The organism is Polaromonas sp. P1_G1, assembly GCF_056405595.1.
In genome coordinates this window covers 20,394-45,624 of sequence record NZ_JBFUBU010000023.1, presented here as the reverse complement: position 1 = coordinate 45,624, position 25,231 = coordinate 20,394, and the positions used below count along the sequence as shown (strand labels likewise).

The window sequence follows — 25,231 nt, the reverse complement described above, 5'->3', positions numbered from 1 at the left end:
GATGCTGGCCTACCTGGTAAGCGCGGTGTTCTGGCTGGCCGTCCTGGGCCTGGCCTGGGGCACGGCGCGCCGCGCGCTCATCTGGAAGACGGGCCGCGCCAGCGCCGTGGACATGCGCGGGCTGCTGCAAATTCCGAAACGCTATTTCGTCGACCTGCACGACGTGGTGGCTCGCGAGCCCTTTGTGGCGCGGGCCCACGTCGGCGTGGCCGGCGGCGCCATTTTGGCGCTGGCCTTGGTGGCGCTGAACTACGGCCTGGGCCTGTACCTGCGGGTACTGGATGCGGCGCTGCTGCTGGCCGGCCTGATGATGCTTGCCGGCGCCGGCGCAATGGCCTGGCGCCGCCGCAACGCGCCGCAGCGCCTGTCAAAAGGGCCCTGGAGCCGCCTTCCCTATTCGCTGGCACTGTTTGCGTCGGCCGCGGCTTTCGTCGGTGCGCTGGCCTACACCGGCACCGCCCTGGCCCCCTGGCTGGCCGGCGTGGTCGCGCTCGCCTTTGCCGCCGGCGCCGCCGAACTGGCCCTGGGCGTGGGCTTGGCCGGGCCGATGAAACACGCCGTCGCCGGCCTGCTGCACCTGGGCCTGCATCCCCGGCCCGAGCGCTTTGGCGACAAACGTTTTGCCACCGCGCTCAAGCCGCTGCGCCTCACCGCCGACGACATGGGCGTGGGCAAGCCGGCCGACTTCGCCTGGAACAAGCTGCTGTCCTTCGACGCCTGCGTGCAGTGCGGCAAGTGCGAAGCCGCCTGCCCGGCTTTTGCCGCCGGCCAGCCGCTGAACCCCAAGAAGCTGATCCAGGACCTGGTGGTGGGCATGAGCGCCAGGAGCGACGCCGGTTACGCCGGCAGCCCCTACCCCGGCCAGCCGGTGGGCGAACATGCAGGCGCGCCGCAGTTGCCCATCGTCGACGGCTTGATCGACAGCAACACGCTCTGGGCCTGCACCACCTGCCGCGCCTGCGTGCAGGAATGCCCCATGCTGATCGAGCATGTGGACGCCATCGTCGACATGCGCCGCCACATGACGCTGGTCGGCGGCGTGGTGCCCAACAAGGGCATGGAGGCCCTGGAGCAACTCCGCGACACCGATACCGTCGGCGGCTTTCCGCTGGCCGCCCGCCATCACTGGGCGGCCGACCTGAACGTGCCGGTGCTCGACAGCGGCGCCGAGACCGACTGGCTGGTGCTGGTGGGTGAAGGCGCGTTCGACATGCGCTACCAGCGCACGCTGCGCGCCTTCATCAAGACATTGCAAAAGGCCGGGCTGAAGATCGCGATGCTGGGCGAGGCGGAGATCGATTGCGGCGACCTGGCGCGCCGCCTCGGTGATGAAGCCGGCTTCCAGCGCCTGGCCGGGCAGCTGATCGCCACGCTGAAGGCACGCAAGTTTGCCCACATCGTCACGCCCGATCCGCATATCTTCCATTCGCTGAAGAACGAATACCCCGCGCTCGGCGGCAGTTTTGACGTGTGGCACCACACGCAGCTGATGGCCGACCTGCTGGCCAAAGGCCGGCTCACGCCGACCCGCGCCGGCAGCCTGGAAACCGTGACTTACCACGACCCCTGCTACCTGGGCCGCTACGGCCGCGAGGTGGATGCCCCGCGCGCGGTGCTCAAGGGCATCGGCATCAAGGTGGTAGAGATGGAGCGCAGCCGTGAACGCGGCCGCTGCTGCGGCGGCGGCGGCGGCGCGCCATTCACCGACATACCCGGCAGCACCCGCATTCCGGACATTCGCATCGGCGACGCGAAAAGCACCGGCGCCGGCATCGTGGCCGTGGCCTGCCCCAACTGCACCGCCATGCTGGAAGGCGTGGTCGGCCCGCGCCCCGAGGTGCTGGACGTGGCCGAGCTAATGGCCCATGCGCTGGAGCTCGCATGAACGCCCCCGTGCATTTCCATTCCCCCGTCAAGCGGATCGACCCGCGCCGCCCGGCCGTCATCACGCCCCTCGGCCTGCGCCGCATCGTGCTGGGCAGCAGCGAGGGTGAACGCCTGGCCGGCGCCCGCTCGTCCCATGACAGCGCGCCAAAACCCGTGCGCAGCAAGGGCCCGTTCAGCCAGGTCAGCCTGGTGGTGAGCCATGCCGAACGCGGCGCGCTGACCGACGGCGCCCGCCAGGCGATTGCCGCCGCCGCCATCCTCGCATCGCCCCACGTGGAAGTGGTGGTAGCGGTGCTGGGCGCCTGCAAGGACGATGCCGCCGCACTGGGCGTGGACCGCCTGCTGGTGCTGGACGACTTCGACAGCAGCCGCTACCAGCCGGGCGCCACCGTGGCCTGGCTGCGGGAGCTGCAGACGGCGCTCAAGCCCGCCCGTTGGTGGCTTGCCGACAGCGGCGCCGACGGCCAGCTGGGCCGCCGCTTCGCGCTGGGCGCCGGCCTGGGCCTGGCCTGCGGTGTGGCCGAGCTGGGCGCCGAGCAGTTGCGCGTGCCGGCCACAAACCATGAAGACTGGATGCGGCCACACGCTTCGGTGATGCTGCTGGCCAGGAACGTGGCCAGCACCAAGCTGCCGTTTGTGGGCCTGGGATTGAAGGAAGCGGCGCCGCGGCTGCCAGCGGCGGCAGACCCGGGCATTGAAGACCTGGGCGTGCAGGCGGGCGACCCGCAGACCCTGGCGCTCGAAGAAGCCGATTTCATCCTGGCCGCCGGCAACGGCGTCACCGAACTGCCGCTGTTCCATTCGCTGGCACGCGCGCTGGGCGCCGCGGTGGGCGCCTCGCGGGTCGCGGTGGACGACGGCCGCTTCACACGCGCCCAGCAAGTCGGGGCCACCGGCAAGACGGTGTCGGCTTCGGCCTACCTGGCCCTGGGCATTTCCGGCGCGGTCCAGCACCTGCAAGGCATCAAGGACTGCCGCCATGTGATCGCGGTAAACCTGGACGCTTCGGCGCCCATTGCCCGCCGCGCCGACCTCACGGTGGTGGAAGACAGTGCCGCACTGATGACGGCCCTGCTGGACCTGGTGCGCCAACAGAAGGTGGACGCATGAGCGATATCACTGTATTGGTCGCCGCGCAGGCGCATGCCGTCAGCGGCCGGCCCGCCCGCAGCCGCGCCGATGCCACGGCCGTGGCGCTGGCACTGGCACTGGCAGTGGGCCTGCCCGGCGATGTCCGCTTGCTGAGCGCCGGCGCCATGCCCGACGCCGTCGCCCGCGACTACCTGGCGCTGGGCGCCCCGCTGATCGACGTGCTGGACTCGGGCACGGAGGGCGACGTGGCAGCCATGCTGCTGCCCTTGCTGCGCGACACGCGCTGGATCCTGACCGGAACCCGCGGCGAATCCGAGCCAGGCAGCGGCGTACTGCCGTTTGCCCTGGGCGCCGCGCTCGGCCGCCCGGTGGTCACCGATGTGGTGGCCGTGCAAGCCGACGGGAGCGACTGGATCGTGACACAGGCACTGCCCAAGGGCGCGCGCCGCCGGCTGCGCGTCAGCGCGCCCGCCGTGCTGGCCGTCAGCGCCGCGGCGCCGGTGGTGCTGCGCCACTCCCTGGCCGATGCGATGGCGGGGACTCTTGTGCGTACCCCCATGCCGGCCACGGCTGCGGCCGCAGCGGATCTTTCCGCCATGGGCCAGCGGGTGCCGCGCGGCAAACGCCGCAAGCTGCTCGAAGCCCGCATCGTGCAGAGCGGCCATGCCCGCATGCTGGGCGCCATCGAATCCCCCTCCACCGGCGGAGCCGTGCTGCAAACGGGCACCCCTCAAGCCAAGGCGCAGGCCGTGCTGGACTACCTGCAAGCCCATTCACTCGTGCAATTCTGAAAACCACCCCATGACCAAAACCATCTCCGCGCAGTCCCTGCTCACCCGCGAGTTGCTGGCACGCCGCCGCCCCGGCTACAGCCTGGAGGCGCCGTTCTACCTGAGCGACACGGTTCTCAAGGCCGACATGGAGCACATCTTCGGCAAACACTGGATCTTCGTCGCCGTGGAGCCGCAGGTCCCCGAAGCCGGGGATTACATCACCGTGGACTTCGGCATCAATTCGATCCTGATCGTGCGCGACGACGACAACCAGGTGCAGGCCTTCCACAATGTCTGCCGCCACCGCGGTTCGCGCCTCTGCGCCAGCCAGCAGGGCGTGGTCGGCAACATCGTCTGCCCCTACCACCAGTGGACTTACGACCTGACCGGCAAGCTGATCCATGCCAAGCACATGGGCGACGACTTCGACCCCAGCCTCCACAGCCTCAAAAAAGTGCATGTGCGCAACATGGCGGGGCTGATCTTCATCTGCCTGGCCGAGAATCCGCCTGAAGACTTCGAACAGATGGCGGCGGACATGACGCCCTACATCGCACCGCACCAGCTCAGCCAGTGCAAGGTGGCGGCCCAGGTCGACATCGTGGAAGACTGCAACTGGAAGCTGACGATGGAGAACAACCGCGAGTGCTACCACTGCGTGAGCAACCATCCCGAGCTGACCATCTCGCTGTATGAATACGGCTTCGGCTACCAGCCGGACGAGCACAACAAGGAAGGCCTGCAGCGCTTCCAGGACATCATGGCCGCCAGCCACAAGCGATGGGAAGCCATGGGCCTGCCGTCGCGCGAGATCGACACCCTGGACGACCGCGTCACCGGGTTTCGCACCCAGCGCCTGCCCATAGACCGCTCGGGCCAGTCGCAGACGCTGAACGCCGAGGTGGCCTCCAAAAAGCTGCTGGCCGACTTTGTGGACCCGGCATTGGGCGGCCTTTCCTTCTGGACCCAGCCCAACTCCTGGCACCATTTCATGAGCGACCACATCATCAGCTTCACSGTGCTGCCSATCTCSGCCRSCAAGACCCTGGTGCGCACCACCTGGTGCGTGCACAAGGATGCCGTCGAAGGCAAGGACTACACCAAGGAGAACCTGACGGCCGTCTGGAACGCCACCAACGACCAGGACCGCCGCCTGGTAGAAGAGTCCCAGATCGGCATCGCCACCGGCGCCTACGAACCCGGCCCGTATTCGCCTTTCACCGAAGGCCTGGTCGAGAAATTCTGCAGCTGGTACGTGAAGCGGCTCAGCGCGCTCATTCCTTAAGGCCAAACAGCAACCGTTTTTTCCATTTCCCATGGCCACCTCTTCCTCCGTTCCCGCGCACTCGCCCGATTTTTCCGGCGCGGTGTCGCCATCCTGGTCCTCGGACACCGATGAATTCCTGCGTTGCGTGCACGTGCGCCAGGAGACCCATGACGTCAAGACCTTTGTGCTGGCGGCGGACGCGCCGCGCAATTTCCGCTACCTGCCCGGCCAGTTCATCACCCTGGAGCTGGAGATCGGCGGCGAAAAAATCAACCGCTGCTACACCCTGTCGAGCACACCGACGCGCCCGGACCTGGTCAGTATCACGGTCAAGCGCGTGCCCGGCGGCGTGGTCTCCAACTGGTTGCATGACAACCTTCAGCCCGGCATGGCACTGGGCGCGATGGGCCCTTCAGGTGAATTCAGCTGCTTCAGGGAACCGGCGCAGCGCTACCTGTTCATCTCCGGCGGGAGCGGCATCACGCCGCTGATGTCGATGRCGCGCGCGCTGCACGACCTGGGCAGCGACGCCGACATCGTGTTCGTGCACTGCGCACGCACGCCGGCCGACCTGCTGTTTCCCGAAGAACTCACCCTGGCGGCGCGCAACATGGCCCACCTGCGGCTGGCCATGGTCTGCGACCAGCACACGCCGGGCAGCGCCTATGCCGGCCACCTGGGCCGGATGGACGCGGCGCGCCTGGCGCACATCGCGCCCGACTTCCTGACGCGCGATGTCTATACCTGCGGCCCGGCTCCCTTCATGGGCGTGGTGCGGGCGCTGATGGCCGGCGCCGGCTATGCGATGGAACGCTACCGCGAAGAAAGTTTTTCCTTTGAGTCGCTTCCCGCCCAGGTGGTGCAGGATATTCCCGTCCCCCAGGACAATCCGGAGCTGTTTCCGGCGGCCACCGCGCCCACCTTCCAGATCAGCCTGGAAAAAATGGGCACCTCATTTCCCTGCCAGGGCGGCCAGACCATTTTGCAGGCCGCGGCGGCGGCCGGGGTGCGGCTTCCGTCGTCCTGCAGCAGCGGCGCGTGCGGCACCTGCAAAACCCGGAAAATCTCCGGCCAGGTGGAAATGAAACATGCCGGCGGTATTCGCCAGCGTGAAATAGACCAGGGCTGGATTCTGCCCTGCTGCAGCAGGCCCTCGAGCGATATCGCACTTGAAAGATAGGGTTGAAAATGTGCACGCAACCATTGCAATAAGGCGAGTGAAAAACCCGGCCGCAGTTCCTTCAACCATTCTGGTGCGGCATCCGCAAGGTGCGGCTGCCGCATGCGCCTCATGCGGTTCTTTTATGGATGCATTGGCCTTTAAAGTGGCGCGTCGTTTGCTTATAAAAAATACCGCTGCTTGTGGCTGCGGGTAGTCAATTTCAGGAGACCTCACGATGTCGAACCCAAAAATCAGCGTCAAAAATCTGTACAAGATATTTGGCAACAACATCTCGGAAGCGCAAAAGCTCTTGGACGCGGGGCATACCAAAGACGAGGTATTTGCCAAGACAGGACATGTCGTCGGGGTCAACAAAGTCAGCTTCAACGTGATGCCCGGCGAGATTTACGTGTTGATGGGCCTGTCCGGCTCCGGCAAGTCCACCCTGATCCGGCTCATCAACCGCCTGGTGGAGCCCTCTTCCGGATCGATCAACATCGACGGGATGGACATCGCAAAGCTGCCCCAGCCCGAACTGGTGAAATGGCGGCGCAAGCGGGTGGCCATGGTGTTCCAGTCCTTTGCCTTGATGCCGCACCGGAACGTGCTCGACAACGCCGCCTTCGGCCTCGAAATGGCGGGCACTCCGCGCAAAGTGCGGGAAGAGCGCGCCATGCAGGTGCTCAGCCAGGTCGGCTTGCAAACGTATGCCGCAAAGTATCCGTCGCAGTTGTCCGGCGGCATGCAGCAGCGGGTGGGACTGGCCCGCGCGCTGGCGGTCGATCCGGCCATCCTGCTGATGGACGAGGCTTTCTCCGCGCTTGACCCGCTCAAACGGGTGGAGATGCAAGGCCTGATGCTGGACCTGCAGCGCGAGCAGCAGCGCACCGTGCTGTTTGTCTCGCACGACCTGGAGGAAGCCCTGCGCATCGGCACCCGCATTGCCATCATGGAAGGCGGCAACCTGGTGCAGGAAGGCACGGCCCACGAGATCATCACCCGGCCCGCCAACGATTATGTGCGCCAGTTCTTCAAGGGCGTGGACACTTCGCGCTACCTGACGGCGGCCGACCTGCTGGACCCCTGCCTCAACGGCCACTCTTACACCGGCGGCCCTCGCCTGCCCTCATCCACCACATTGTCCGAAGCGATGAAGATCGTGCTCGGCGGTGACCAGCCGGTCGGCGTGTTTGACGCGACGGACCAATTGCTGGGATGCATCTCCGCCCGAAGCCTGCTTGTGAAAATGTCCGAGGAAGCCCGCCATGTCTGATTTACTCACCCAAGTTACCGAAGCCTCGCGCAACATGCTGCCCCTGGGCAAGTGGGTCAATGCCGGCGTGCGGCATTTGCTGGACCACGGCGCCAAGGTGTTCGACTCCATCGGCGTCGTGGTGGAAGGTTTTGCCCAATCCATCGAGCATGGCCTGCTGGCCATTCCGTTCTGGCTGGTGATTCTGGTGGCCACCGTGGTCGGAATCCGGCGCGTGGGCTGGGGGTTTGGCACATTTGTTGCGTTAGCGTTAATCCTGATAGTGGTGACCGGCTTCTGGCCGCAGACTATCGTGACCCTGGCGTTGACGCTGTCGGCCACCATCATCAGCCTGATCTTTGGAATCCCCCTGGGCATCTTGTGTGCCCGCAACAACCACATCAATGCCTGCGTGCGGCCCGTGCTCGACTTCATGCAAACCATGCCAGCCTTTGTGTATTTGATTCCCGCGGCGATGCTGTTCGGCCTGGGCCGCGTGCCGGGGACCATCGCGACCGTGATCTTCGCCATGCCGCCCGTGGTGCGCCTGACCAGCCTGGGCATTCGCCAGGTCAGCTCCGAACAGGTCGAGGCCGGCAACGCTTTCGGCTGCACCTCCACGCAGCTGCTCTTCAAGGTGCAACTGCCGATCGCCCTGCCGACCATCATGGCCGGCGTCAACCAGACCATCATGATGGCCCTGTCCATGGTCATCATCGCCTCCATGGTGGGGGCCGGCGGCCTGGGCAACGACGTGCTGGCCAGCATCCAGCGCCTGGACGTGGGCCTGGGCTTCGAAAGCGGCCTGGCCGTCGTTCTGCTGGCCATCATCCTGGACCGGTTGACTGAAAGCTTTGGCGTGGCCCGCAAGGCGCGCGAAACCTAACCTTAGAACTTGTCCGTGCCACCCTCTACAGCCAAAGGCGCAGCAGCCGCCATCAGCCAGGAGTCGGTCCCCACGACGACGACCCATGTCGGCTTCATCCTGATGCCCGACTATTCGATGATCGCTTTTGCCAATGCCGTGGAAACCCTGCGCATGGCGAACTACATCAGCCGCCGCCCGCTATACCGGTGGACGGTGGTCGCAAGCTCCCCATCCTCCATGTCGGCCAGCAACGGCCTGAGCCTGGCGCCGACCGGGGACATGCCCGCGCTCAGCGACTGCGACATGCTGTTCGTCTGCGGCGGCGTCAACGTCCGCGCCAACACCGACGACACCCTGCGCCACACCCTGCGCCAGCTGGCGGGGCGCGGCATGACCATAGGCGCCCTGTGCACGGGCTCCTTCGCATTGGCCAGCGCGGGCCTGCTGGACGGCTTCCGTTGCGCCATCCACTGGGAAAACCTGGCGGCGATCAGCGAAGAATTTCCCAAGATCAAGTTCTGCACCGAGGTGTTCATCGTCGACGGCAAACGGATCACCTGCTCGGGTGGCACCGCTCCCCTGCACATGATGCTGCATCTCGTGCGCGGCCAGCATGGGACCCAGCTGGTGATGGACATCTCCGAGCAGTTCATCGTCGAGCGGATACGCGCCAGCAGCGACCGCCAGCGCATACCGCAGCCCGAATGCATAGGCCCGGGCTACCAGCACCTGACCGAAGTGGCGCAGATCATGGCGGCCAATATTGAAGAGCCGCTGTCGCTGCTGGAGCTGGCGGACGCCACCGCGCTGTCGCTTCGCCAGCTCGAGCGCCTGTTTCACCGCTACTTCAGCATCACCCCCGCGCAGTACTACCTGAACCTGCGTTTGCGCCGCGCGCAGGAACTGCTGACGCACACCACCATGCCCGTCATGGAAGTCACCGTGGCCTGCGGCTTTCAGTCCTCTTCACATTTCAGCAAAGCCTACCGGGGCCTGTTTGGCTATGCGCCAAGCCAGGAGAGGCTGGTCCATGCCGGCCAGGCCGCGCGGCGCGGCCAGCGCCTGGCACCCAAGCGCCTCGCGCCTCTCGCCGCGGCAAGGAAAGCCGCAAGCGTGGCCTGACTTCGCCCAGCGCCGTGCCGGACGATATCGGCGGGATCAGCCTTCCTTTTCCTCTTCCTGGTTCCGGACCGGGACATCCTTGCCGGCCGCGCGTATCTGGCGCGGGCTGGCGCCGAGCAATTGCCGGATCACGCGGGAAAAGTGTGTGCTGTCCTGGAACCCGCACTCAAAACCCACCTCGGTGACCTCAAGATCGGTGTTCTGCAAAAGCCAGCGCGCGCGTTCCACGCGAAGGCGTTGGCGATACTCCGCCGGGCTCAAGCCGATGTCGCGCTGAAAGCGCCGCTCAAGCTGCCGCCGGCCTATGCCCAGGGGCTCGCACAGCTGCTCGATCGGTTGGGAGGTTTGCAGTTGCTGCTCCAGCAGCAGCATGACCTTGCGAACCACCGTGTCCGTGGAGCGTTCGGACACCACCTCCTCCGGCTGCAAGGTCCTCGAAGGCAAGGGCTGCTCCTCGAGCATGATGCGCAGCGCCTTCACGGCACTGGCGCGCCCGATCTTCTTTTCGATGATGTAGGCCGCCAGATGGACCACGCTGGTGCCGCCGGCGCAGGTGAGCCGGTCGCGATCCACGACAAACATCTGATCGGATGCGATGCGCAGCTTCGGGAACTCGGCCGCGAAGGCTTCGCGATGAAACCAGCTGACGCAGGTGAGATGCCCGTCCAGCAGGCCGGCACGCGCCAGCACGAAGGAGCCGGTGCACAAGCCGACCAGCTTCACCTGTTTCGCTGCGGCCTCCCGCAGAAAGGCATAGGCGGGCTCCGGCACCCGTTGCCCGCCATGCAGCAAACCGCCCACGACGACCAGGTAGTCATAGGATTCAGGCGACGCCATCTTCGCGGTGGCGAGGATGCTCGCCCCGCAACTGGACACACAGGCATCGCCGGAGGCGCTGAGGATGTCCCAGCGGCACAGCCTGGGGCGGCTGCGGTCCCCTTCATCCGCCGCCAGGCGCAATGCATCCACAAAGCCCGCGAAGGCGGTCAGCGTGAAACGGGGGGTCAGCATCAGGCCGACACGCACCAGGGGCGCGTCCTGTTTCGCCGAAGGCGCAACCGCGCCCTGCGCCTGCAATTTTCCCCGCTGCTTTGCCATGGATGCTCCCATCAGCACCAACACTAACACCAATCCTCAGTGCCGGCTTCTGCCCTGCTTTTTTTCAACCGCAGTATGTGACCGGGCCATGGCTGGTATCACACGCTTTGGCCCCTCATTTGTAATCAAACCTTGGGAGCCCGAACTATCTTCATGGGATAGCTCGCAAGCACGACGGCCGTGGACACGGCGCCAAGCGCCGCGAGTGCGTCAATCGTTTGTTCCAGTTCCTGCATTTCCGAGGCCACCACGCGCACGACGAAGCAGTCTTCCCCCGTAATGCGGTGCGCATCAATCACCTCCGGCATGGCTGCAAAAGCCTTCAGGCAGACCGGTATTTGAGCGTGCGTGGTACGGATGCGGATGACGGCGGAGGTCGGGTATCCCGACAGGCGCAGGTTGATCCTCGCGGAATATCCTTCAATCACCCCAGCCTCCTCGAGACGCCGAATGCGTGCAGTGACGGCCGGCTGCGACAGTCCGACCTGCATGCCGAGTTCGGTGTTCGTGATGCGCGCATTGAGCTGCAACGCCTCCAGAATCTTCCAGTCCAGCTTGTCGAGATCTGCCTGCTTTGGTTTCATTGGCATGGGAGTGAAAATTCAAATGGTTTAGAAAATTGAAGGACTCATTTCCTTGGATTGTCTATGGTGACATATCTCATTCATTTCTAGACTGGGTGCTTTTACATAGGTGCTAAAAAAATGACGTCTCCTGTTCTGATCGTTCCCGGGATTGGAAATTCCGGCCCCTCACACTGGCAGAGTCTCTGGCAGGAAAAGGGACCTGAGTGGCATCGACTACACGTCAAAGACTGGGATCACGTTGTGTGCGATGACTGGGTTTCGGCCATCAGCCGGCAAGTCGCGTCTCTGGGGCCCGACACCCTCATCGTGGCTCACAGTCTGGGCTGCCTGGCAGTGATTCACTGGGCGGCACGAGAAGAAAAAAAGATCAGGGGTGCGCTACTGGTAGCCGTGCCTGATCCTGCCTCGCAAGTTTTCCCTGTATCAGCGGTCGGCTTCTCACCCCTGCCATTGAAGAACTTGCCTTTCCCCAGTACGGTTGTTGCAAGCACGAATGATCCGTATGGAAGCACGTCGTACGCAAACGCCTGTTCGAAGGCCTGGGGAAGCAACTATGTCGAAGTGGAATCGCGCGGGCACTTGAATTCCGAAAGCGGCCTTGGTGACTGGCCTGCCGGAACCAGCTTGCTTGAGCGATTCGCTGCCGTCCTCACAGCGACGCCGACTTCTCAAGTTCCAGGTTGCCATCGATGAACTTGAGCTTGAAGACAAGCCGGGAGATGCGCCACCTGTCCGGGAACGGCTGCAACTGCAACTCGTAGGTGCCCACAAAGATGCGGGTCTTCAGGCCGATGGCTTTGCTCCGGTGGTGGAGGGCCACGCCGTGGCATCTGACAAGCGCCTGATTACCACTGAGCTCGGTTCGAAGGTTGCCAATCTGATGGTGAACGTGGTCGAGCGGCTTGAATCCGGCAGCCCATGCCTGGGCCACCTGGTTTGGCGTCATTTCGGCCGGCGTTCCACCGACCATGGAGCTCATGTCGAGCGTAAAGGGGCTGGTAAAGCAATTCTCCAGCGCCGGCCAGTCTCGTTCGTCGGTGGCGACGAACATCTGGACGACGGCGTCCTCGGCTGCCAGGCGTGTGGCCATGTCGGATGCAGACAGAGTGAGAGCCATTTGGAACCTCCGGGTGTCCTACTTCAAATAAGTTGTGATGCCGATTGGCGTAATTTATCTCGCTTGAATTGGTTTTAAAACGCGATTTACAAAAAAACATGTGGGTGAAACGCCATATCCGTTCAGGAAGGGGCTGCAAGGTCCTCGAGTCCGTCGTACCGTCCGACCGGCTTCACCTCCATCTGTACCGGCGGTTCCGAACACCTGTCTTTGATCCCCGCCAGGAAAGTTTTGAACGTGTCCAGCTTCATCAGGGGACTGTCGTCCGGCCCGCCTTCGCGCGTGGCGACGTGCATGAAGCTCAACCCGTCGCCCATACGGAACGATTGGTATTGCAGGCCACTGGGCTTCTCGCGCGCCAGTTGAGCGAATACCTGTTCGATGAGCCGCTGATTTTCGTCGGCGAACTCCGGCATCACCTTGTAGCGCACCACCACTGTCTTCATGATTTCACTCCTTGTATCGCCGTATCAACATGGGTTGCGCGCGGCTTCAGCCGCAAACCCACCACCGCGCCGGCCAGCGAAAGCGCCGCGGTAACCCACAGCGCCACGGCAAAGCCGGCGCCGAACTCCTGCGGGCTGGCGTAGCCGCCTGCGCGCGTAAACACCGCCACGACCACCGCGACGCCGAACACGCCGCCCAGTTGCCGCAGGGTGTTGAACAAACCCGCCGCCTTGCCTATGTCGGGCGGCTCGACCGCGCCCAGCACCGCGCTTTGAACTGCGGGCATGGCCATCGAGATGCCGCCGCCGGCAAGCGCAAGCGGCAGCATCCACATCCAGTAGCCGGCGTCGGCGCGCACCAGCGCCGCCAGCCACACCATGCCGACTGCCTGCAGGCCCAGTCCGACGACGACCAATGCCTTTTCGCCGACGCGCTTGACCATAGCACCCGCCACCGGCGCCACCAGGAACAAAGTCGCCGTCCAGGGCAGCATGCTCGCGCCGGCGGCCAGCGGCGAGCGGTGCCACACGACCTGGAAGTACTGCGCCATGAAGAACAGCGTGCCCATCAGCGAGGCCGTCAACAAGAAAGCGATCGTGAGCCCCGCCGCCAACACCGGCGAGCGGAACAGGCGCGGCGGCACCATCGCATCCCACGCGCGCAATCGTTGCGACGCCACGAACAATGCACCCAGCACCACCCCAGCCCCCAAGGACAGCAGCACCTGCGTGCTGCCCCAGCCATCGCGATTGCCGCGCACCCCGCCCCACACCAGGCCGAGCAATGACGCCGTCATCAGCGCGGCGCCCAGGATGTCCAGCTGCGACGCTGCGGCCTTGCCCTCGGGTACCTTTGCCAGCATCAGGCAAGCCACCACCAGCGCCACCGGCAGGTTGATCCAGAAGATCCACTGCCATGCAAGCCCGTGCACGATGGCGCCGCCGATGAGCGGCCCCGACAGCACCGCCAGCCCGGTGATGCCGCTGAACAAGCCCAGCGCCCTGGCCCGCTGCGCCGGCGGGAAGGTCGCGCCCAGCAGCGCCATGCCAATCGGCATCAGCAGCGCCGCGCCAAGGCCCTGCACTGCCCGCGCGGCAATCAACCAGCCGGTGCTGGGCGCCAGCGCGCAGGCGGCCGATGCCAGCGCGAACAGCGCCAACCCCGCCACGTACATGCGGCGCCGCCCGAACCGGTCGCCCAGCGCCGCGCCTGTCATCAGCAGCGCGGCAAAGCTGAAGGTGTAGGCATTGACCATCCACTCCAGCGCCTCCACCGACGCCGACAGCTCGTGCCGCAGCGTGTCCAGCGCCGTGGTCACCACCATGGCGTCCAGCGCCGCCATGAAGGAACCGGCCGCGGCCAGCGCCAGCACCCAGCGCTGGGTGCCCGTGAATCCCGCAGGTTGAGGGGTGTCTTGCATCTGCTTGTATCCTTTCGTGTTGCATGGCTGTAAAGACGAAGGGCGGGGCCGCAACGATCCGGAAATATTTTTCGCCCGCATCGCATCCTTTGACCTTTGCCAAACGTCTTCCTTGATCGCCATGCGGGCTTGGCCCGCCATGTCCCCCTCACCAAAGGCTCCTATGCTCCCCACCAAGCTTCCCGACCCGCCTATCCCCGACCCTGACTTTCCCCAGCTGATGACCCAGCTGCGCGCGCGCCTGCACCGCTACTGCRCACGAATGACGGGTTCGATGCTGGACGGCGAAGACGTGGTGCAGGAAACGCTGATCAAGGCCAACGGGAGCTACGACGCGCGGGCCGTGCAGAACGTGGAAGCGTGGCTGTTTCGCATCGCGCACAACGCAGCCATGGATTTCCTGCGGCGCAAATCGCGCGAGCAGGCGATGTTTGCCGACGAAGACGTGGACGCAATCGCCGACAAGCAGGCCGAGTCCGCCGACCGCCGCCATGTGGCCACCGCGGCCTTGCGCACCTTCATGCGCCTTGCGCCCGCGCAGCGCAGCACCGTCATACTGGCCGACGTGCTCGGTTACGCCCTTGAAGAAGCGGCCGGCGTGATGGGCACTACCGTGCCGGGCGTCAAGGCGGCGCTGCACCGCGGCCGCGCGCGCTTGCGCGAACTGGCCGGGCAGCCCGACGACGCGGCTTCGCCGCCCAGCCTGTCACCGCAAGACCAGGCCCTGCTGGCCGCCTATGCCGAGCGCTTCAACGCCAGGGACTTCGATGGCCTGCGCGAGATGCTGGGCCAGGACGTGAAGCTGGACCTGGTGGCACGCCGCAAGCCGATGCAGGCGCGCGGCGGCGAGTACTTCACGAATTACGCAGCCAAGACCTACGGGTTGCGCATAACGCCCATCAACGTGGAGGGCCGGCCGGGACTGTGGGTGGACACCGAGGCGGACGAAGGTGCAGGGGCGCCGGGGTACCTGGTGGTGCTGGAATTTGAGGAGGGGAAAGTGATGGGGATCCGGGATTTTCGATATGCGCGATGGGTGGGAGAAACCTTGCACTGATATTCTGCGGTGCCGCGACATGCGCTCCCCGCTTGAAGGGGACGGATTCTAGGGATTGCCAGCATCAAGACCGCTCTTTTGACCGGGGCCGGCCGCTTCGAATTGGCATCCCGACGGGGATATCAGGTGCGATACCATGCCCCAACTGAAGGGGGCGAGCGTTATGCGAATTGTCGGAATCGTGTTGGCGATTGGTATTGGACTCGTGAGTTGGCCGGCAGCATTAGCACTGGGTGGATGGGGGTCTCCCCTGCGCGCTGTGGATTCACTTTTACTCTGGGCTCCCATTGTTGGCGCGGCAGCACCCATCGCTCTGCTCTTATTTGTGAAAGGGGCAAAGGTGTCCGGGGCGTGGGTGGTTGCGTTGGCTCCGCTCCTCGGTGTGCTGAACGCACTTTGGAGTGTCGATCTCTATACGTCTTACCTTGGACCCAGTCTTGCATCGTCTGACCCAATCCCGTGGGCATTCATGGTTTTTTCTGCCATGTGGCTGCTGCCCTGGTTGTATGTCATCAATGCATTAAGGAAAAAAAGACAGCCTCGCCGCATGTGTTGCGACCCGGTCTCTAAATAAAGGAAACGCCGGCACGCAAATGCTTGAGGTAGGCGCAGAACATATCGGCCATTGCGTCCGCGTAGACTTTGATCTCTGCGTTTGTGCGGTTGCTTTCCGAAAAGTCCTTTCCGGCAGCGCTGAGAGTGGCGGTAATCAGGTCGCCGGCCAGTACACGAGTTACCTGCGGCGCCTTGGGCAACGCCTCCCGCATGAAGGCTTGAATAATTCGGTCTCCCGACGCCTTCGCCGCGTGTGCTTCAGGTGCCTCGCGGTAGAGCGGTGCAGCGTCATTGAGCGCCACCCGCATTCCAGCCTCGTCACACTCCGATCGAATGAAGGCGTGAACCAGTGCCCGCAACCTTTCAAGCGGCGCCTTCTGAACATCCTTCAGGATGCTGCGCAGAATGTCTGTCGTCTGCTGCCATTCGTCGCTTTGCAGCCGGAATAGGATTGCCGCCTTATTTGGGAAGTACTGGTACACCGAGCCGACACTAACTCCGGCTTTTTCCGCGACGCGCGCTGTCGTGAATCGATGTGCTCCTTCCTTGGCCAGAACCTGAGTGGCTGCCTCCAGAATTGCAGCGACGAGTTCAGTCGAGCGGGCCTGCTTGGGCTGTTTTCTCGAGGAAATCTGAGGGATCTGGCGGTCAGTCATGGCGGCGTGGCGTGTCCAAAAATAATGCGAATAGCAAATGCGAGGAATTCATCGTATTCTATGAATGCGACGAATTGATCGCATTTTATCGCGCGTTACGTAACGCTCACCCCCAGATTGGACACTTCAATGATTGCAACACTTACCTCTCCCCCGCTCGCCCCGTTGTTGGACAGACTGTTCGCGCAGGCCGATGCCGCCACCAGCCCGGCAATGGCAGGCGTTTCGCGTGAAGAGCGAGAACGCCTGATGCAAAGCAAGACGGAATATTTGAGTTTGTATGGGCTTCTGAAAGATTTATGGCTTCCGGTCTCGCGCGAAACCGGCGCACTGCTTTATATGCTGGCGCGCAATGCCAATGCTGCAAACATCGTCGAGTTTGGCACCTCGTTTGGTATTTCAACTCTGCACCTGGCTGCGGCACTGCGTGACAACGGCGGCGGCAACCTGATCAGCACTGAATTTGAGCCCTCTAAAGTGGCGCGGGCGCGGGAACATCTCGCCGAGGGCGGCCTGGCCGACTTGGTGGAAATCCGCGAGGGCGACGCACTGAATACCCTCGCGACCGATCTCCCCGAAAACATCGATCTGCTGCTGCTCGACGGAGCCAAGGCGCTTTACAGCGACATCCTGGATCTGGTGGGGAGCCGCCTTTTGCCGGGTGCACTGATCGTGGCCGACAACGCCGACCAGAGCCCGGACTACCTAAGCCGGATGCGGTCGCCCGGCAGTGGCTACCTGTCCGTGTCGTTCGGCGAGGACGTGGAGTTGTCGATGCGGCTGGGCTAAGTCAACAACGCGTAGTGGGAATCCTCGCAATGGCACCATCGAGCTGCCGAATCTCCGACAGACCTTATTCCCACGGAACACGCTTGATTGTCATGAATAAAGTCCGTCGGAGAATTCCTCTAAGAGCAATGCCTTTCGATTACTTTTCCTGCCGTTTTTAACCTAGCAAAGTCCGTCGAAGTTTTCCGGGCTGCGCAAGAATTTTCGACAACTAAATGAAGTACGTCGAGCACATCGCATTGATACGCCTTTACTTGCATTCGGGTGGCGATTTTCGGTGGTCAGCCGAGAGAATCTTGGACTTACGGCACATACCAGTCCAAGTTATTGTCCGCATCCCCCTCTGGTCAGACTTCAGCGGTATTCAACAAACTTTGATCAGATTGCGCGGTACAACCGCTTTTCCACCAACACCGTGCCTTGCAGCCGACGCCAAGCCTTGGCTGCTGCTAACACGCCGAGGTCTACCAGAGGCTCAACAAGCACGACGGCCATGTACGCCGCGCCAAAGCTGGCAATTTGGTTCAGGTTTTCAATACCGACACCGCGGCCATACAACGCCCAGAAGCCGACCCAGACCACAATACCGCCTTGATAGGCGACGGAGAGCTTGAACGCTTGCATGTATCCGATGTCAACATAAGCCAGCTCTTCCGGAATGATACGGCGCGCCAAGGCAGCAGTGGCAAACAAAGGCACCAGCAGGGTAGTGACATTCATGCCGTATTGGGGAATGTCCTGAGGTTCGAAGAACAGGCCTTGGATCAACAAGCCGGCCGCGAGGCTGATGCAGGCAGGCGCCACACCAAAAACCAGCATCAACGTGGTACCCAGAATCAAATGCACTTCGGAAACCCCGACAGGATGATGAGGCAGTAGCTCAAAAAAGCTGAACACCAGCGCCGCGGCAATCGCAGAGCGCAGCAGCAAGGCGGCAATGCCCTCATTCTTCAACATATCCAGCGCGAGCTTGGCGGTGTAAGCGAGCGCTGCCGCTGCAGTCCCGTAGCTCATAAGTATTTTGGTGCCGTCAACGAGACCGGGTTCGATGTGCATGGTGTATTTCCTCAACTAGCTAAAGACTCGCGCCAGCATCCCCGCCAGCGCCTGAGCATTACGATCGCGCGGCCGTTGCAGGCCGCGCGTTCACCTTGTTGGCCGGTATCCGGGCTGACGGAACAAACTTCCATCGCCTTCCCAGGCTCGTGTTCAAAACTATGAGTCACGATCAAAGGCCAACGGCCATCGTTGCGTTACAACCTTTGGGCCGGTGCCTGCTATCTATCCAGTGCTTTGGTAACCTCGCCTATGGATGTCAACCGTTGTAGCTGAAGAACATTGAGCAGCGCTTCGAGAAACCGCTCGTAGTAATCCCACGGTGGCTGCGCTGAACAATCGAGTTGTTCCCAGTTTCCGATCGAGTGAATCAGCTGCTGGCGAAAATCCTCCCATTCGAAATGGCCCTCCTTGGACACCGCAAGCGCCAATCCAAAAAGCTGGCGTTGCCACTCCTGGCTGAAGTGCAACTTGCCATTGCTATGAGGTGGTGCATCAGCTTGCCCAAGCATGCGGGATGCGGCGTATTCTTCGAAGCGGGTAAACATCGCGTGAGCCTCAGATTGTCTTGGGCGCTTGTACCAGTGCGACACCCATCATCGACTCGGGAGTGACCAGCGCAGCCAGCGCTTCCTCGCTTAAGCCTTCGGTATTGGCCGGCCGTTCCGGTATGACGAACCAGCGAATTTGCGCGCTGCTGTCCCACACCCGCACTTCAGCGCCTTCATTCACCGGAACGCCGAACTCGCGCAAGACGGCACGTGGCTCGCGCACGCCACGGGCGCGGAAAACCGGATCCTTGTACCAGTAGGGCGGCAAACCGAGCAGGGGCCACGGGTAGCAAGAGCAAAGCGTGCAAATGATGAGGTTGTGCACGCCGGGGACGTTCGCCACCGCTGCCATGTGTTCGCCCTCGGCTCCCGTCATGCCCTGCGGCAGTTGCAGCTCGGCGATAGCCTTGGGCGTATCGGCGAGCAAGCGCTCCTTGTAAGTGGGGTCGGTCCACGCCCGTGCGACGACGCGCGCGCCGTTGAAGGGGCCGGCGACCTTCTCGAAGTGCTCGAGCACGGCATCGACTGAGTCGCTGCCGATCACGCCTTTTTCGATCAGAAGGGTCTCCAGTGCGCGGACCTTTGCGGCGTTCGCCGCTTCGCGTTCCTCGTTGTACTTGAACAGGTCGTCGCTCATAGTCCTTCTCTCAGGTAAGCCTCGAAGAGGTCCGCATAAATCGTCGTGTTTGGCTCGGACATACCGGGCCCCCAGATGTCCTCAGCAGCAAACGCTACGCGGTACACCGGCATGGGTGCGCCAATCCCGTCGGGCCCTGTCGAGCAGAAGTACCCGAAAGCCCCTGAATACACCTCCATGACGGTACCCCGCTTGTTGCGCAGGTAGCCGGGTAGCCGGGTATGTTCCACTGCCGGCGGGTCGCCCACCCGAACCAGCTGGCGCTGGACGAACCGCGGTGCGTCGGGCAGCGTTCGAAGGGGAGAATCGCCGCGCAGCAGGTAGTCGACGATCTGTTGCTTGATGGGCTCGCTGGGCCTATCGGGCAGCGGTGCGCCTGGCTCGGCGCTGTAATGCGCTGTCGCACGCGCCAGCTCGTCGCTGTTGAAGTAGCCTTTATCGACGAAGAACTGGGTGATGCCCATCAGCCACTTCTCGTAATAGCGGAACTTAAAGTACTCGAAAGGCTGCATCGCCTCGGCACCGGAGCGCAGCGACGCCCAGGTCCACGTTTCCTTGAACGTGGTCGGCAATGCAGCCACCGGGTACTTCGGCAATGCGTCTGCAAGATGTGCACTTTCGGCCATCATTACGGTGTGGATGCCGAAAATCCGCTTTTCCCATTCCTGCACAAAAACGCGGATTTCTAGGCTGACAGGCCCGAGGTTTTCGAGGCCGCCCAGAGTGTGTTGAAGTTTCATGGTGTGGCACCATTTTGGCTAGAGGCAACGCAACCGAGGAATCCGTCGCGCAGCGAATCCACGTCCAGATTCCGTCCAATGAACACCAGCCGACTGCGGCGCGGCTCTCTAGGTCGCCAGCCGCGACCCGGCCGGGCATCGAGCAGCATGTGAACGCTGTGAAAGTGGAACTGCCGTGCCTCGCCTCGCAGGTTCAGCACGCCCTTGCTTCGCATCAACCGGGCACCCGACTGTTGGACCAGCTGGTTCATCCAGCGATTGAACCGCTCTGCGTCAACGGCCTCATCGGTCTCGATGCTGTATGAGCCGATCGAGGTGTCGTGCTCGTGGTCGTGTTCGTCTTCCAGGAGATCGGGCTCGACCGACAGCACGTTCGCCAGGGAAAACCGCTTCGTGCCGAGCAGCTCACCCACCGGGATCCGCGCGTGTTCAGCCTGAACTAGGTGCGCAGCCGGGTTTAGCCGACGTAACTCTCGCTCAAGCCTCTTCACTGCTTCATCATCGACCGTCTCGATCTTGTTGAGCATGATGACGTCAGCAAAGGCTATTTGCTCGCGCACAACATCGTCGCCGAGATGGAGTAGAAGATGGTGTGCATCGGCAACGGTAATGACCGATTCAAGTTCCACGCGCTCCAACATGGCCGCATCGGCGAGAAAACTCTGCAATACCGGAGCCGGGTCGGCCAGCCCGGAGGTTTCGATGATCAGGCGATCGACCGGCCGGCCGGCACGCTGGAGCAGCTCGCTGACCGCCACTGCCAGGTCTTTGCGCACCGTGCAGCAGATGCAGCCATTGGTGATCTCGATAAGCGGCCGCTCATCGGCGACGATCAGTTCACCGTCGATGCCAACCTCGCCAAACTCGTTGACGATGACGCCGATGAAAGCGTCATGGCACTGATCTAGCAGGTGGTTTACGAGTGTCGTCTTACCGGCACCCAGAAAGCCGGTGATGATCGTGACGGGAATCATCCGCTGTGACGTTTCGAAGCTGCCAGAGCGGAGGCAGGATGGGGATTTTCCGCCGATGTAACCGGCTCGCGCATGTCCAGTCCGTGGCGATCACGAATGAAAATCGCCCCCACAGCCAAAGTGATCACCGACACAGCAACCGTGTAGAGAAGGCCGTGGAAGATGTCGCCACTGCCTACCACCATTGCCGTCGCCACGAAAGGCGCGAAGCCACCGATCCAGCCATTCCCGAATTGCAGTGCCACCGAGACGCCGCTATAGCGAACCTGTGTTGGAAACTGTTCAACGAGGAACGCACCCATCGGGCCGTACACCATGGTCGAGAGGAAAATCAGCCCGAACAGCATCAGCACAATCATGGGCGCATTCACGCGGGCTGGATCGGCGACCAGCGGCATGCCGCGCTCAACCAGCACGCGACGTACCACGGCTTCGTCAAAACCGGGCAATGTGACCTCGCCAATCACGAGCCGCAGTTCGCCTTGCTGCTGCTGCAGCGTATATGGAATACCTTGCGCGGCCAGGAATGAGCGGGCGCGCGTGCACGGCTTGGTCGCCTTTGGCTGAAAGAGCTGACCGACAAATGATTGTTCCTCACGGCAGTCGCTACCCTCAATGACGACATGAGTCCGAGCGCGGAACTCTTCCAGCGCGGGATTCCCGTATTTGGCCATGCCCTGGAAGAGAGGCACGAACAGCAATGCAGACAGCAGACAGCCCGTCAGCATGATCCACTTTCGACCAACCAGATCTGAAAGCCAGCCGAAAAGCACGAAGAACGGTGTGGCCAGCACGAGAGCGATCGTGAGGTAGCCATAGGCAGATTGAGCGGGCAGCTTCAGCATGGTGGTGAGGAACTGCAGGCTGTAGAAGTGCGCCGTATACCAGATGACGGCTTGTCCTGCCACTGCACCGAAAATCGTCACCAGCACAATGCGCAGAGTGCGCGCATTTCCGAAAATGTCTTTGATCGGGTTTCGCGAGCCCTTTCCGTGCGCCTTCATCTCGAGAAATATCGGCGACTCCTCCAGCCGCATCCGCACATAAAGCGAATACGCGAGCAACCCCAACGACAGCACGAACGGCACACGCCATCCCCAAGAGGCAAAGGACTCCGCGGACAACGACGATCGCAGTATCAGGATCACAGTCAGGGAGGCGAGCAGCCCGAGGGTTCCAGTGATCTGCAGCCAACTCGTCGTGAAGCCGCGATGCCGCGGATCTGCGTGCTCTGCGATGTAAGTGACAGCGCCGCCGAACTCTCCGCCGATCGCCAGGCCCTGCACCAGCCGCAGCAGGACCAAAATCGCCGGAGCGGCCCAGCCGATGGTCTCGAACGTGGGGAGGAAGCCGATGGTCGCGGTGGCCAGGCCCATGATCATCATTGTCACAAGAAAGGTTTTCTTGCGTCCAACTAGATCGCCCAAGCGTCCGAAGACGATTGCACCGAAGGGCCTCAGCACGAAGCCTGCGCCAAAGGTCGCGAGCGACGCGAGAATGGCTGCGGATTCGTTGCCCTTGGGAAAGAACAATCCGCTGAAGAACACTGCGAGGCTACCGTAGATGAAGAAGTCATACCACTCGAACACGGTGCCGAGTGCGGCGGCGAAGACCACGCGGCGCGTTTCGCGGGGGTTCCCTGGCGTTGCGGGGGATGCGGGGGATGCGTTTATGTTTGTTGTCATGTCCATACTCCTAGATGTATGGCGATGCCGTCAGGCACCGCTCCGCTTGTCGACACGCGCAATGAAGTCGCGCAGGATGGCGTTAAAACGCTCGGGTTGCTCCAGCATCGGGAAGTGCGCAGCGGCGGGGACCAACTGCAGTATGGCACCAGGAATACCGGCCGCGAGTGCCTGGGATTGCGCAGGTGGCGTGATGGCATCCTCTTCGCCGCAGACGACGAGCGTCGGCAAAGTCAGATGCTCAAGCTCCTCACGGCTGTCGGCCTCGTTGAGTGAAACGATGGCTTCGCGCGCGACGAAGTTTGGAGTCTGTGCGACCTGTTCGCGAGCGAACGCCACCAGTTCGGGCGATGCAGCTGAGCCGAACGAGCGATCGATCACCGCCTGGCTTGCGGCGACGATACCGAGGCGATCGATCGCCTCCAGCACATTCTTCACGCGGACGTCAGGACCGAGTCCGTGTGGCGTTGCACCCACTAGCACCAGGGCGCGCAGGCGGTCTCCGTGCGTGAGTGCGAACCGTTGGGAAATCGTGCCGCCCATCGAGAGCCCCACGAGAATCACGTCTTTGAGGTCTAACTTGTCAAACAGCAACACCAAATCGGCCACGAAGGCGTCGATGGTGTAACGGCGAGTCTGCGGATGCGCCGAGCGACCATGCCCAGGCAAGTCCAGTATCACCAGTCGGTGATCGCGCGCGAACTCGCCGATTTGCTCGCGCCAGAACTCACCCGTTGTGGTGAAGCCGTGACAAAACACGAGCGTCGGGCCTTGGCCCGCCACCCGCACATGCATGTCTCCGATAGAAAAATTATTGTCCATGTGCATTTCCAGTTGGGGAATCGAACGCCCCGCGTTGTCGAGCGCGAGGCGGGCTTACTCAGCAAACCTGATGCCAAGGCGCGTTTCCCGTCGACATGAACGCGCAAGCTGTTGATTTGTTGGAAGAAATTCCCCTTCCAGTCCTGCTTGACGCAGCAGAATATTGGCTGTAATCTCATAATTGAGTCTCTAAATCTCATTATTGATACAAGTTATGCCTTTTCCAGAATGGTTTGGCTCTGGCCAGAATGAAGCCGAGCTACTGCGCCGCGTGCTGGATCACGTGTCCGACTGTCTCGTCGCGGTGGATACCGAAGGGCGCGTCGTGCTGATCAACGCGCCGTATTGCCGCCTGCTGGGCGGTTCACCGGGGGATTTCATTGGCCGGCACATCACCGATGTCGTGTCGCCAAAGACTCGGCTCCATCATGTTGCGCGGGGCGACACAACCGTGACCATGATGACGCTGGAAGTCCACGGCCACCAGCTGCTGGCGCGCCAGGTGCCTGTCTACCAGGACGAACGGATCATCGGCGCAGTGGGCCTCGCTCTGTTCTCCGATATGGCTGCGCTGAAAAAGGCGGTTGCCGTTGCTGCGGACGGCGACCGTGCCATTCACAGCTCGCCGACACCGTGGACCGCGCGGCACAAGCTCGCGGACATCTTGGGACGCGGAGCAAGAATGCATGCTGTGCGGGCAGCCATTGAACAGGCTGCGCCGCTGTCGTTGCCGGTGCTAGTGCAGGGCGAGACTGGAAGCGGAAAAGAACTGGCAGCCAGCGCCATCCACGCCCTGTCACCGCGAGCTCGGCGACCATTCGTATGGGTCAACTGCGCCTCGATTCCGGAGTCGCTGATTGATGCGGAACTTTTCGGCTACGAAGGCGGCGCCTTCACCGGAGCCCGAACTCGCGGAAAACCGGGCAAGTTCGAACTGGCGAGCGGGGGCACGCTATTCCTCGATGAGATCGGTGACATGCCATTGAGCCTGCAGGCCAGTCTTCTGCATGCTGTTCAGAATCAGGAGATCGTTCGAGTCGGTGGCGTTTCACCGATTCCGATCGATACGCGAGTTGTTTGCGCCACCCATCGCGACCTACAGGCCCGCGTAGATGCCGGCCAGTTTAGAGCTGATCTGTATTACCGACTGAACGTACTCGGTGTGCGTATGCCTGCTTTACGTGAGCGCGATGACCTTGAATGGATGATCGAGCAACTGCTTGATCGCATGGCGCGGCGAGAGGGTCTGCCAAGTCGCCGGGTGCCACCAACAGTTCGCTCGCGATGGCTGGCCTTTGACTGGCCGGGCAACGTGCGCCAGTTAGAAGCAGCTGTGTTGCGCTTCCTGATTTCCGGCGATACCGACCTTCCGGCTGGGCGACCAGCAAGACGACTGGGGGATGACGCTGAAATGGGTGGAACCTCGATAACGACCACTTTGCAGGCACATTTGGATCGCGAGCGCGATGCCTATATACGAAAGGCGCTCGCGGAGACCGCGGGGGACAAGGACGAGGCTGCGCGCCGGCTCGGCATAAGCCGGGCAACTTTGTATCGCGAACTTCGGCGCGCGCCGGCATCAACATAACGAAATTAGTGTAGGTAGTTATCCATGGT

The 25,231-nt window shown here is 62.6% G+C and carries 26 protein-coding genes; 13 read left to right on the top strand and 13 right to left on the bottom strand.

Features of this window, described 5'->3' with window-relative positions; all coding sequences use genetic code 11:
• Position 1: 1 nt before the first annotated feature.
• The 8 genes from AC1D1Y_RS13260 to AC1D1Y_RS13225 all read left to right on the top strand — a co-directional run bounded on the left by AC1D1Y_RS13260 (position 2) and on the right by AC1D1Y_RS13225 (position 9,423).
• Complete coding sequence (locus tag AC1D1Y_RS13260; RefSeq protein ID WP_477682732.1) at positions 2–1,885, top strand: (Fe-S)-binding protein; 1,884 nt, start codon at positions 2–4, stop codon at positions 1,883–1,885.
• Positions 1,882–2,997: an electron transfer flavoprotein subunit alpha/FixB family protein gene (locus tag AC1D1Y_RS13255; protein ID WP_477682731.1), complete on the top strand. Its 1,116-nt coding sequence runs from the start codon at positions 1,882–1,884 to the stop codon at positions 2,995–2,997. Before AC1D1Y_RS13260 ends, AC1D1Y_RS13255 begins: the two co-directional genes overlap by 4 nt.
• Positions 2,994–3,770 carry an electron transfer flavoprotein subunit beta/FixA family protein gene (locus AC1D1Y_RS13250; protein ID WP_477682730.1) on the top strand — a complete coding sequence of 259 codons (777 nt, stop codon included), beginning with the start codon at positions 2,994–2,996 and terminating at the stop codon, positions 3,768–3,770. Before AC1D1Y_RS13255 ends, AC1D1Y_RS13250 begins: the two co-directional genes overlap by 4 nt.
• Positions 3,771–3,780: 10 nt before the next feature.
• Complete coding sequence (locus tag AC1D1Y_RS13245; RefSeq protein ID WP_477682729.1) at positions 3,781–5,037, top strand: aromatic ring-hydroxylating oxygenase subunit alpha; 1,257 nt, start codon at positions 3,781–3,783, stop codon at positions 5,035–5,037.
• Positions 5,038–5,068: 31 nt separating this feature from the next.
• On the top strand, positions 5,069–6,199 hold the full coding sequence (locus AC1D1Y_RS13240; RefSeq protein ID WP_477682728.1) for an FAD-binding oxidoreductase: 1,131 nt from the start codon (positions 5,069–5,071) through the stop codon (positions 6,197–6,199).
• 217 nt (positions 6,200–6,416) lie between these two features.
• Positions 6,417–7,454: a quaternary amine ABC transporter ATP-binding protein gene (locus AC1D1Y_RS13235; RefSeq protein ID WP_477682727.1), complete on the top strand. Its 1,038-nt coding sequence runs from the start codon at positions 6,417–6,419 to the stop codon at positions 7,452–7,454.
• A 34-nt stretch (positions 7,455–7,488) separates the two neighbouring features.
• A complete protein-coding gene (locus tag AC1D1Y_RS13230; RefSeq protein ID WP_477682747.1) occupies positions 7,489–8,319 on the top strand; it encodes an ABC transporter permease in 831 nt (276 codons plus the stop codon).
• A gap of 15 nt (positions 8,320–8,334) precedes the next feature.
• Complete coding sequence (locus AC1D1Y_RS13225) at positions 8,335–9,423, top strand: GlxA family transcriptional regulator (RefSeq protein ID WP_477682726.1); 1,089 nt, start codon at positions 8,335–8,337, stop codon at positions 9,421–9,423.
• Positions 9,424–9,459: 36 nt separating this feature from the next.
• Here the strand turns inward: AC1D1Y_RS13225 and AC1D1Y_RS13220 are convergent, their stop codons facing one another.
• Entirely contained in the window at positions 9,460–10,521 is a 1,062-nt protein-coding gene (locus AC1D1Y_RS13220) for a GlxA family transcriptional regulator (RefSeq protein ID WP_477682725.1), read from the bottom strand.
• 125 nt (positions 10,522–10,646) lie between these two features.
• Positions 10,647–11,105, bottom strand: coding sequence for an Lrp/AsnC family transcriptional regulator (locus AC1D1Y_RS13215; RefSeq protein WP_477655386.1), 459 nt, complete (start codon positions 11,103–11,105; stop codon positions 10,647–10,649).
• A 120-nt stretch (positions 11,106–11,225) separates the two neighbouring features.
• Here AC1D1Y_RS13215 and AC1D1Y_RS13210 point away from each other — a divergent pair, with 120 nt between their 5' ends.
• Positions 11,226–11,801 carry an RBBP9/YdeN family alpha/beta hydrolase gene (locus tag AC1D1Y_RS13210; RefSeq protein ID WP_477682724.1) on the top strand — a complete coding sequence of 192 codons (576 nt, stop codon included), beginning with the start codon at positions 11,226–11,228 and terminating at the stop codon, positions 11,799–11,801.
• On the opposite strand, the gene AC1D1Y_RS13205 is transcribed toward AC1D1Y_RS13210, so the two are convergent.
• The 3 genes from AC1D1Y_RS13205 to AC1D1Y_RS13195 form a co-directional block, all read right to left on the bottom strand.
• Positions 11,758–12,198 (bottom strand): nuclear transport factor 2 family protein, encoded by a 441-nt coding sequence (locus AC1D1Y_RS13205; RefSeq protein ID WP_477682723.1) that lies wholly within the window; start codon positions 12,196–12,198, stop codon positions 11,758–11,760. The two genes, AC1D1Y_RS13210 and AC1D1Y_RS13205, sit on opposite strands and share 44 nt — an antisense overlap.
• 149 nt (positions 12,199–12,347) lie before the next feature.
• Positions 12,348–12,671: a hypothetical protein gene (locus AC1D1Y_RS13200; RefSeq protein WP_477682722.1), complete on the bottom strand. Its 324-nt coding sequence runs from the start codon at positions 12,669–12,671 to the stop codon at positions 12,348–12,350.
• Entirely contained in the window at positions 12,668–14,092 is a 1,425-nt protein-coding gene (locus AC1D1Y_RS13195; protein WP_477682721.1) for an MFS transporter, read from the bottom strand. The genes AC1D1Y_RS13200 and AC1D1Y_RS13195 overlap by 4 nt, the downstream gene beginning before the upstream one ends.
• A gap of 163 nt (positions 14,093–14,255) precedes the next feature.
• Here AC1D1Y_RS13195 and AC1D1Y_RS13190 point away from each other — a divergent pair, with 163 nt between their 5' ends.
• On the top strand, positions 14,256–15,149 hold the full coding sequence (locus tag AC1D1Y_RS13190) for a sigma-70 family RNA polymerase sigma factor (protein ID WP_477682720.1): 894 nt from the start codon (positions 14,256–14,258) through the stop codon (positions 15,147–15,149).
• A 136-nt stretch (positions 15,150–15,285) separates the two neighbouring features.
• Positions 15,286–15,723 carry a hypothetical protein gene (locus AC1D1Y_RS13185; RefSeq protein WP_477682719.1) on the top strand — a complete coding sequence of 146 codons (438 nt, stop codon included), beginning with the start codon at positions 15,286–15,288 and terminating at the stop codon, positions 15,721–15,723.
• Here AC1D1Y_RS13185 and AC1D1Y_RS13180 read toward each other — a convergent pair.
• Positions 15,716–16,360 (bottom strand): TetR/AcrR family transcriptional regulator, encoded by a 645-nt coding sequence (locus tag AC1D1Y_RS13180; RefSeq protein ID WP_477682718.1) that lies wholly within the window; start codon positions 16,358–16,360, stop codon positions 15,716–15,718. The two genes, AC1D1Y_RS13185 and AC1D1Y_RS13180, sit on opposite strands and share 8 nt — an antisense overlap.
• Positions 16,361–16,489: 129 nt before the next feature.
• Between AC1D1Y_RS13180 and AC1D1Y_RS13175 the strand changes: the two genes are divergently transcribed.
• Entirely contained in the window at positions 16,490–17,149 is a 660-nt protein-coding gene (locus tag AC1D1Y_RS13175) for an O-methyltransferase (RefSeq protein WP_477682717.1), read from the top strand.
• 378 nt (positions 17,150–17,527) lie between these two features.
• On the opposite strand, the gene AC1D1Y_RS13170 is transcribed toward AC1D1Y_RS13175, so the two are convergent.
• The 7 genes from AC1D1Y_RS13170 to AC1D1Y_RS13140 form a co-directional block, all read right to left on the bottom strand.
• Complete coding sequence (locus AC1D1Y_RS13170; RefSeq protein ID WP_477682716.1) at positions 17,528–18,205, bottom strand: energy-coupling factor ABC transporter permease; 678 nt, start codon at positions 18,203–18,205, stop codon at positions 17,528–17,530.
• 221 nt (positions 18,206–18,426) lie between these two features.
• The gene (locus tag AC1D1Y_RS13165; RefSeq protein WP_477682715.1) at positions 18,427–18,753 is read right to left on the bottom strand and encodes a nitrile hydratase accessory protein; all 327 of its coding nucleotides are present in this window, start codon (positions 18,751–18,753) and stop codon (positions 18,427–18,429) included.
• Positions 18,754–18,763: 10 nt separating this feature from the next.
• Positions 18,764–19,393, bottom strand: coding sequence for a nitrile hydratase subunit alpha (gene nthA, locus AC1D1Y_RS13160; protein ID WP_477678490.1), 630 nt, complete (start codon positions 19,391–19,393; stop codon positions 18,764–18,766).
• Complete coding sequence (gene nthB, locus AC1D1Y_RS13155) at positions 19,390–20,133, bottom strand: nitrile hydratase subunit beta (protein WP_477678489.1); 744 nt, start codon at positions 20,131–20,133, stop codon at positions 19,390–19,392. Before nthB ends, nthA begins: the two co-directional genes overlap by 4 nt.
• The gene (locus AC1D1Y_RS13150; RefSeq protein WP_477682714.1) at positions 20,130–21,107 is read right to left on the bottom strand and encodes a CobW family GTP-binding protein; all 978 of its coding nucleotides are present in this window, start codon (positions 21,105–21,107) and stop codon (positions 20,130–20,132) included. Before AC1D1Y_RS13150 ends, nthB begins: the two co-directional genes overlap by 4 nt.
• Complete coding sequence (locus tag AC1D1Y_RS13145) at positions 21,104–22,792, bottom strand: MFS transporter (protein WP_477682713.1); 1,689 nt, start codon at positions 22,790–22,792, stop codon at positions 21,104–21,106. Before AC1D1Y_RS13145 ends, AC1D1Y_RS13150 begins: the two co-directional genes overlap by 4 nt.
• A gap of 30 nt (positions 22,793–22,822) precedes the next feature.
• A complete protein-coding gene (locus AC1D1Y_RS13140; RefSeq protein WP_477682712.1) occupies positions 22,823–23,614 on the bottom strand; it encodes an alpha/beta fold hydrolase in 792 nt (263 codons plus the stop codon).
• A 214-nt stretch (positions 23,615–23,828) separates the two neighbouring features.
• Between AC1D1Y_RS13140 and AC1D1Y_RS13135 the strand changes: the two genes are divergently transcribed.
• Positions 23,829–25,202, top strand: a complete 1,374-nt coding sequence (locus AC1D1Y_RS13135) for a sigma-54 interaction domain-containing protein (RefSeq protein WP_477682711.1) — start codon at positions 23,829–23,831, stop codon at positions 25,200–25,202.
• The last annotated feature ends 29 nt before the right edge of the window (positions 25,203–25,231 follow it).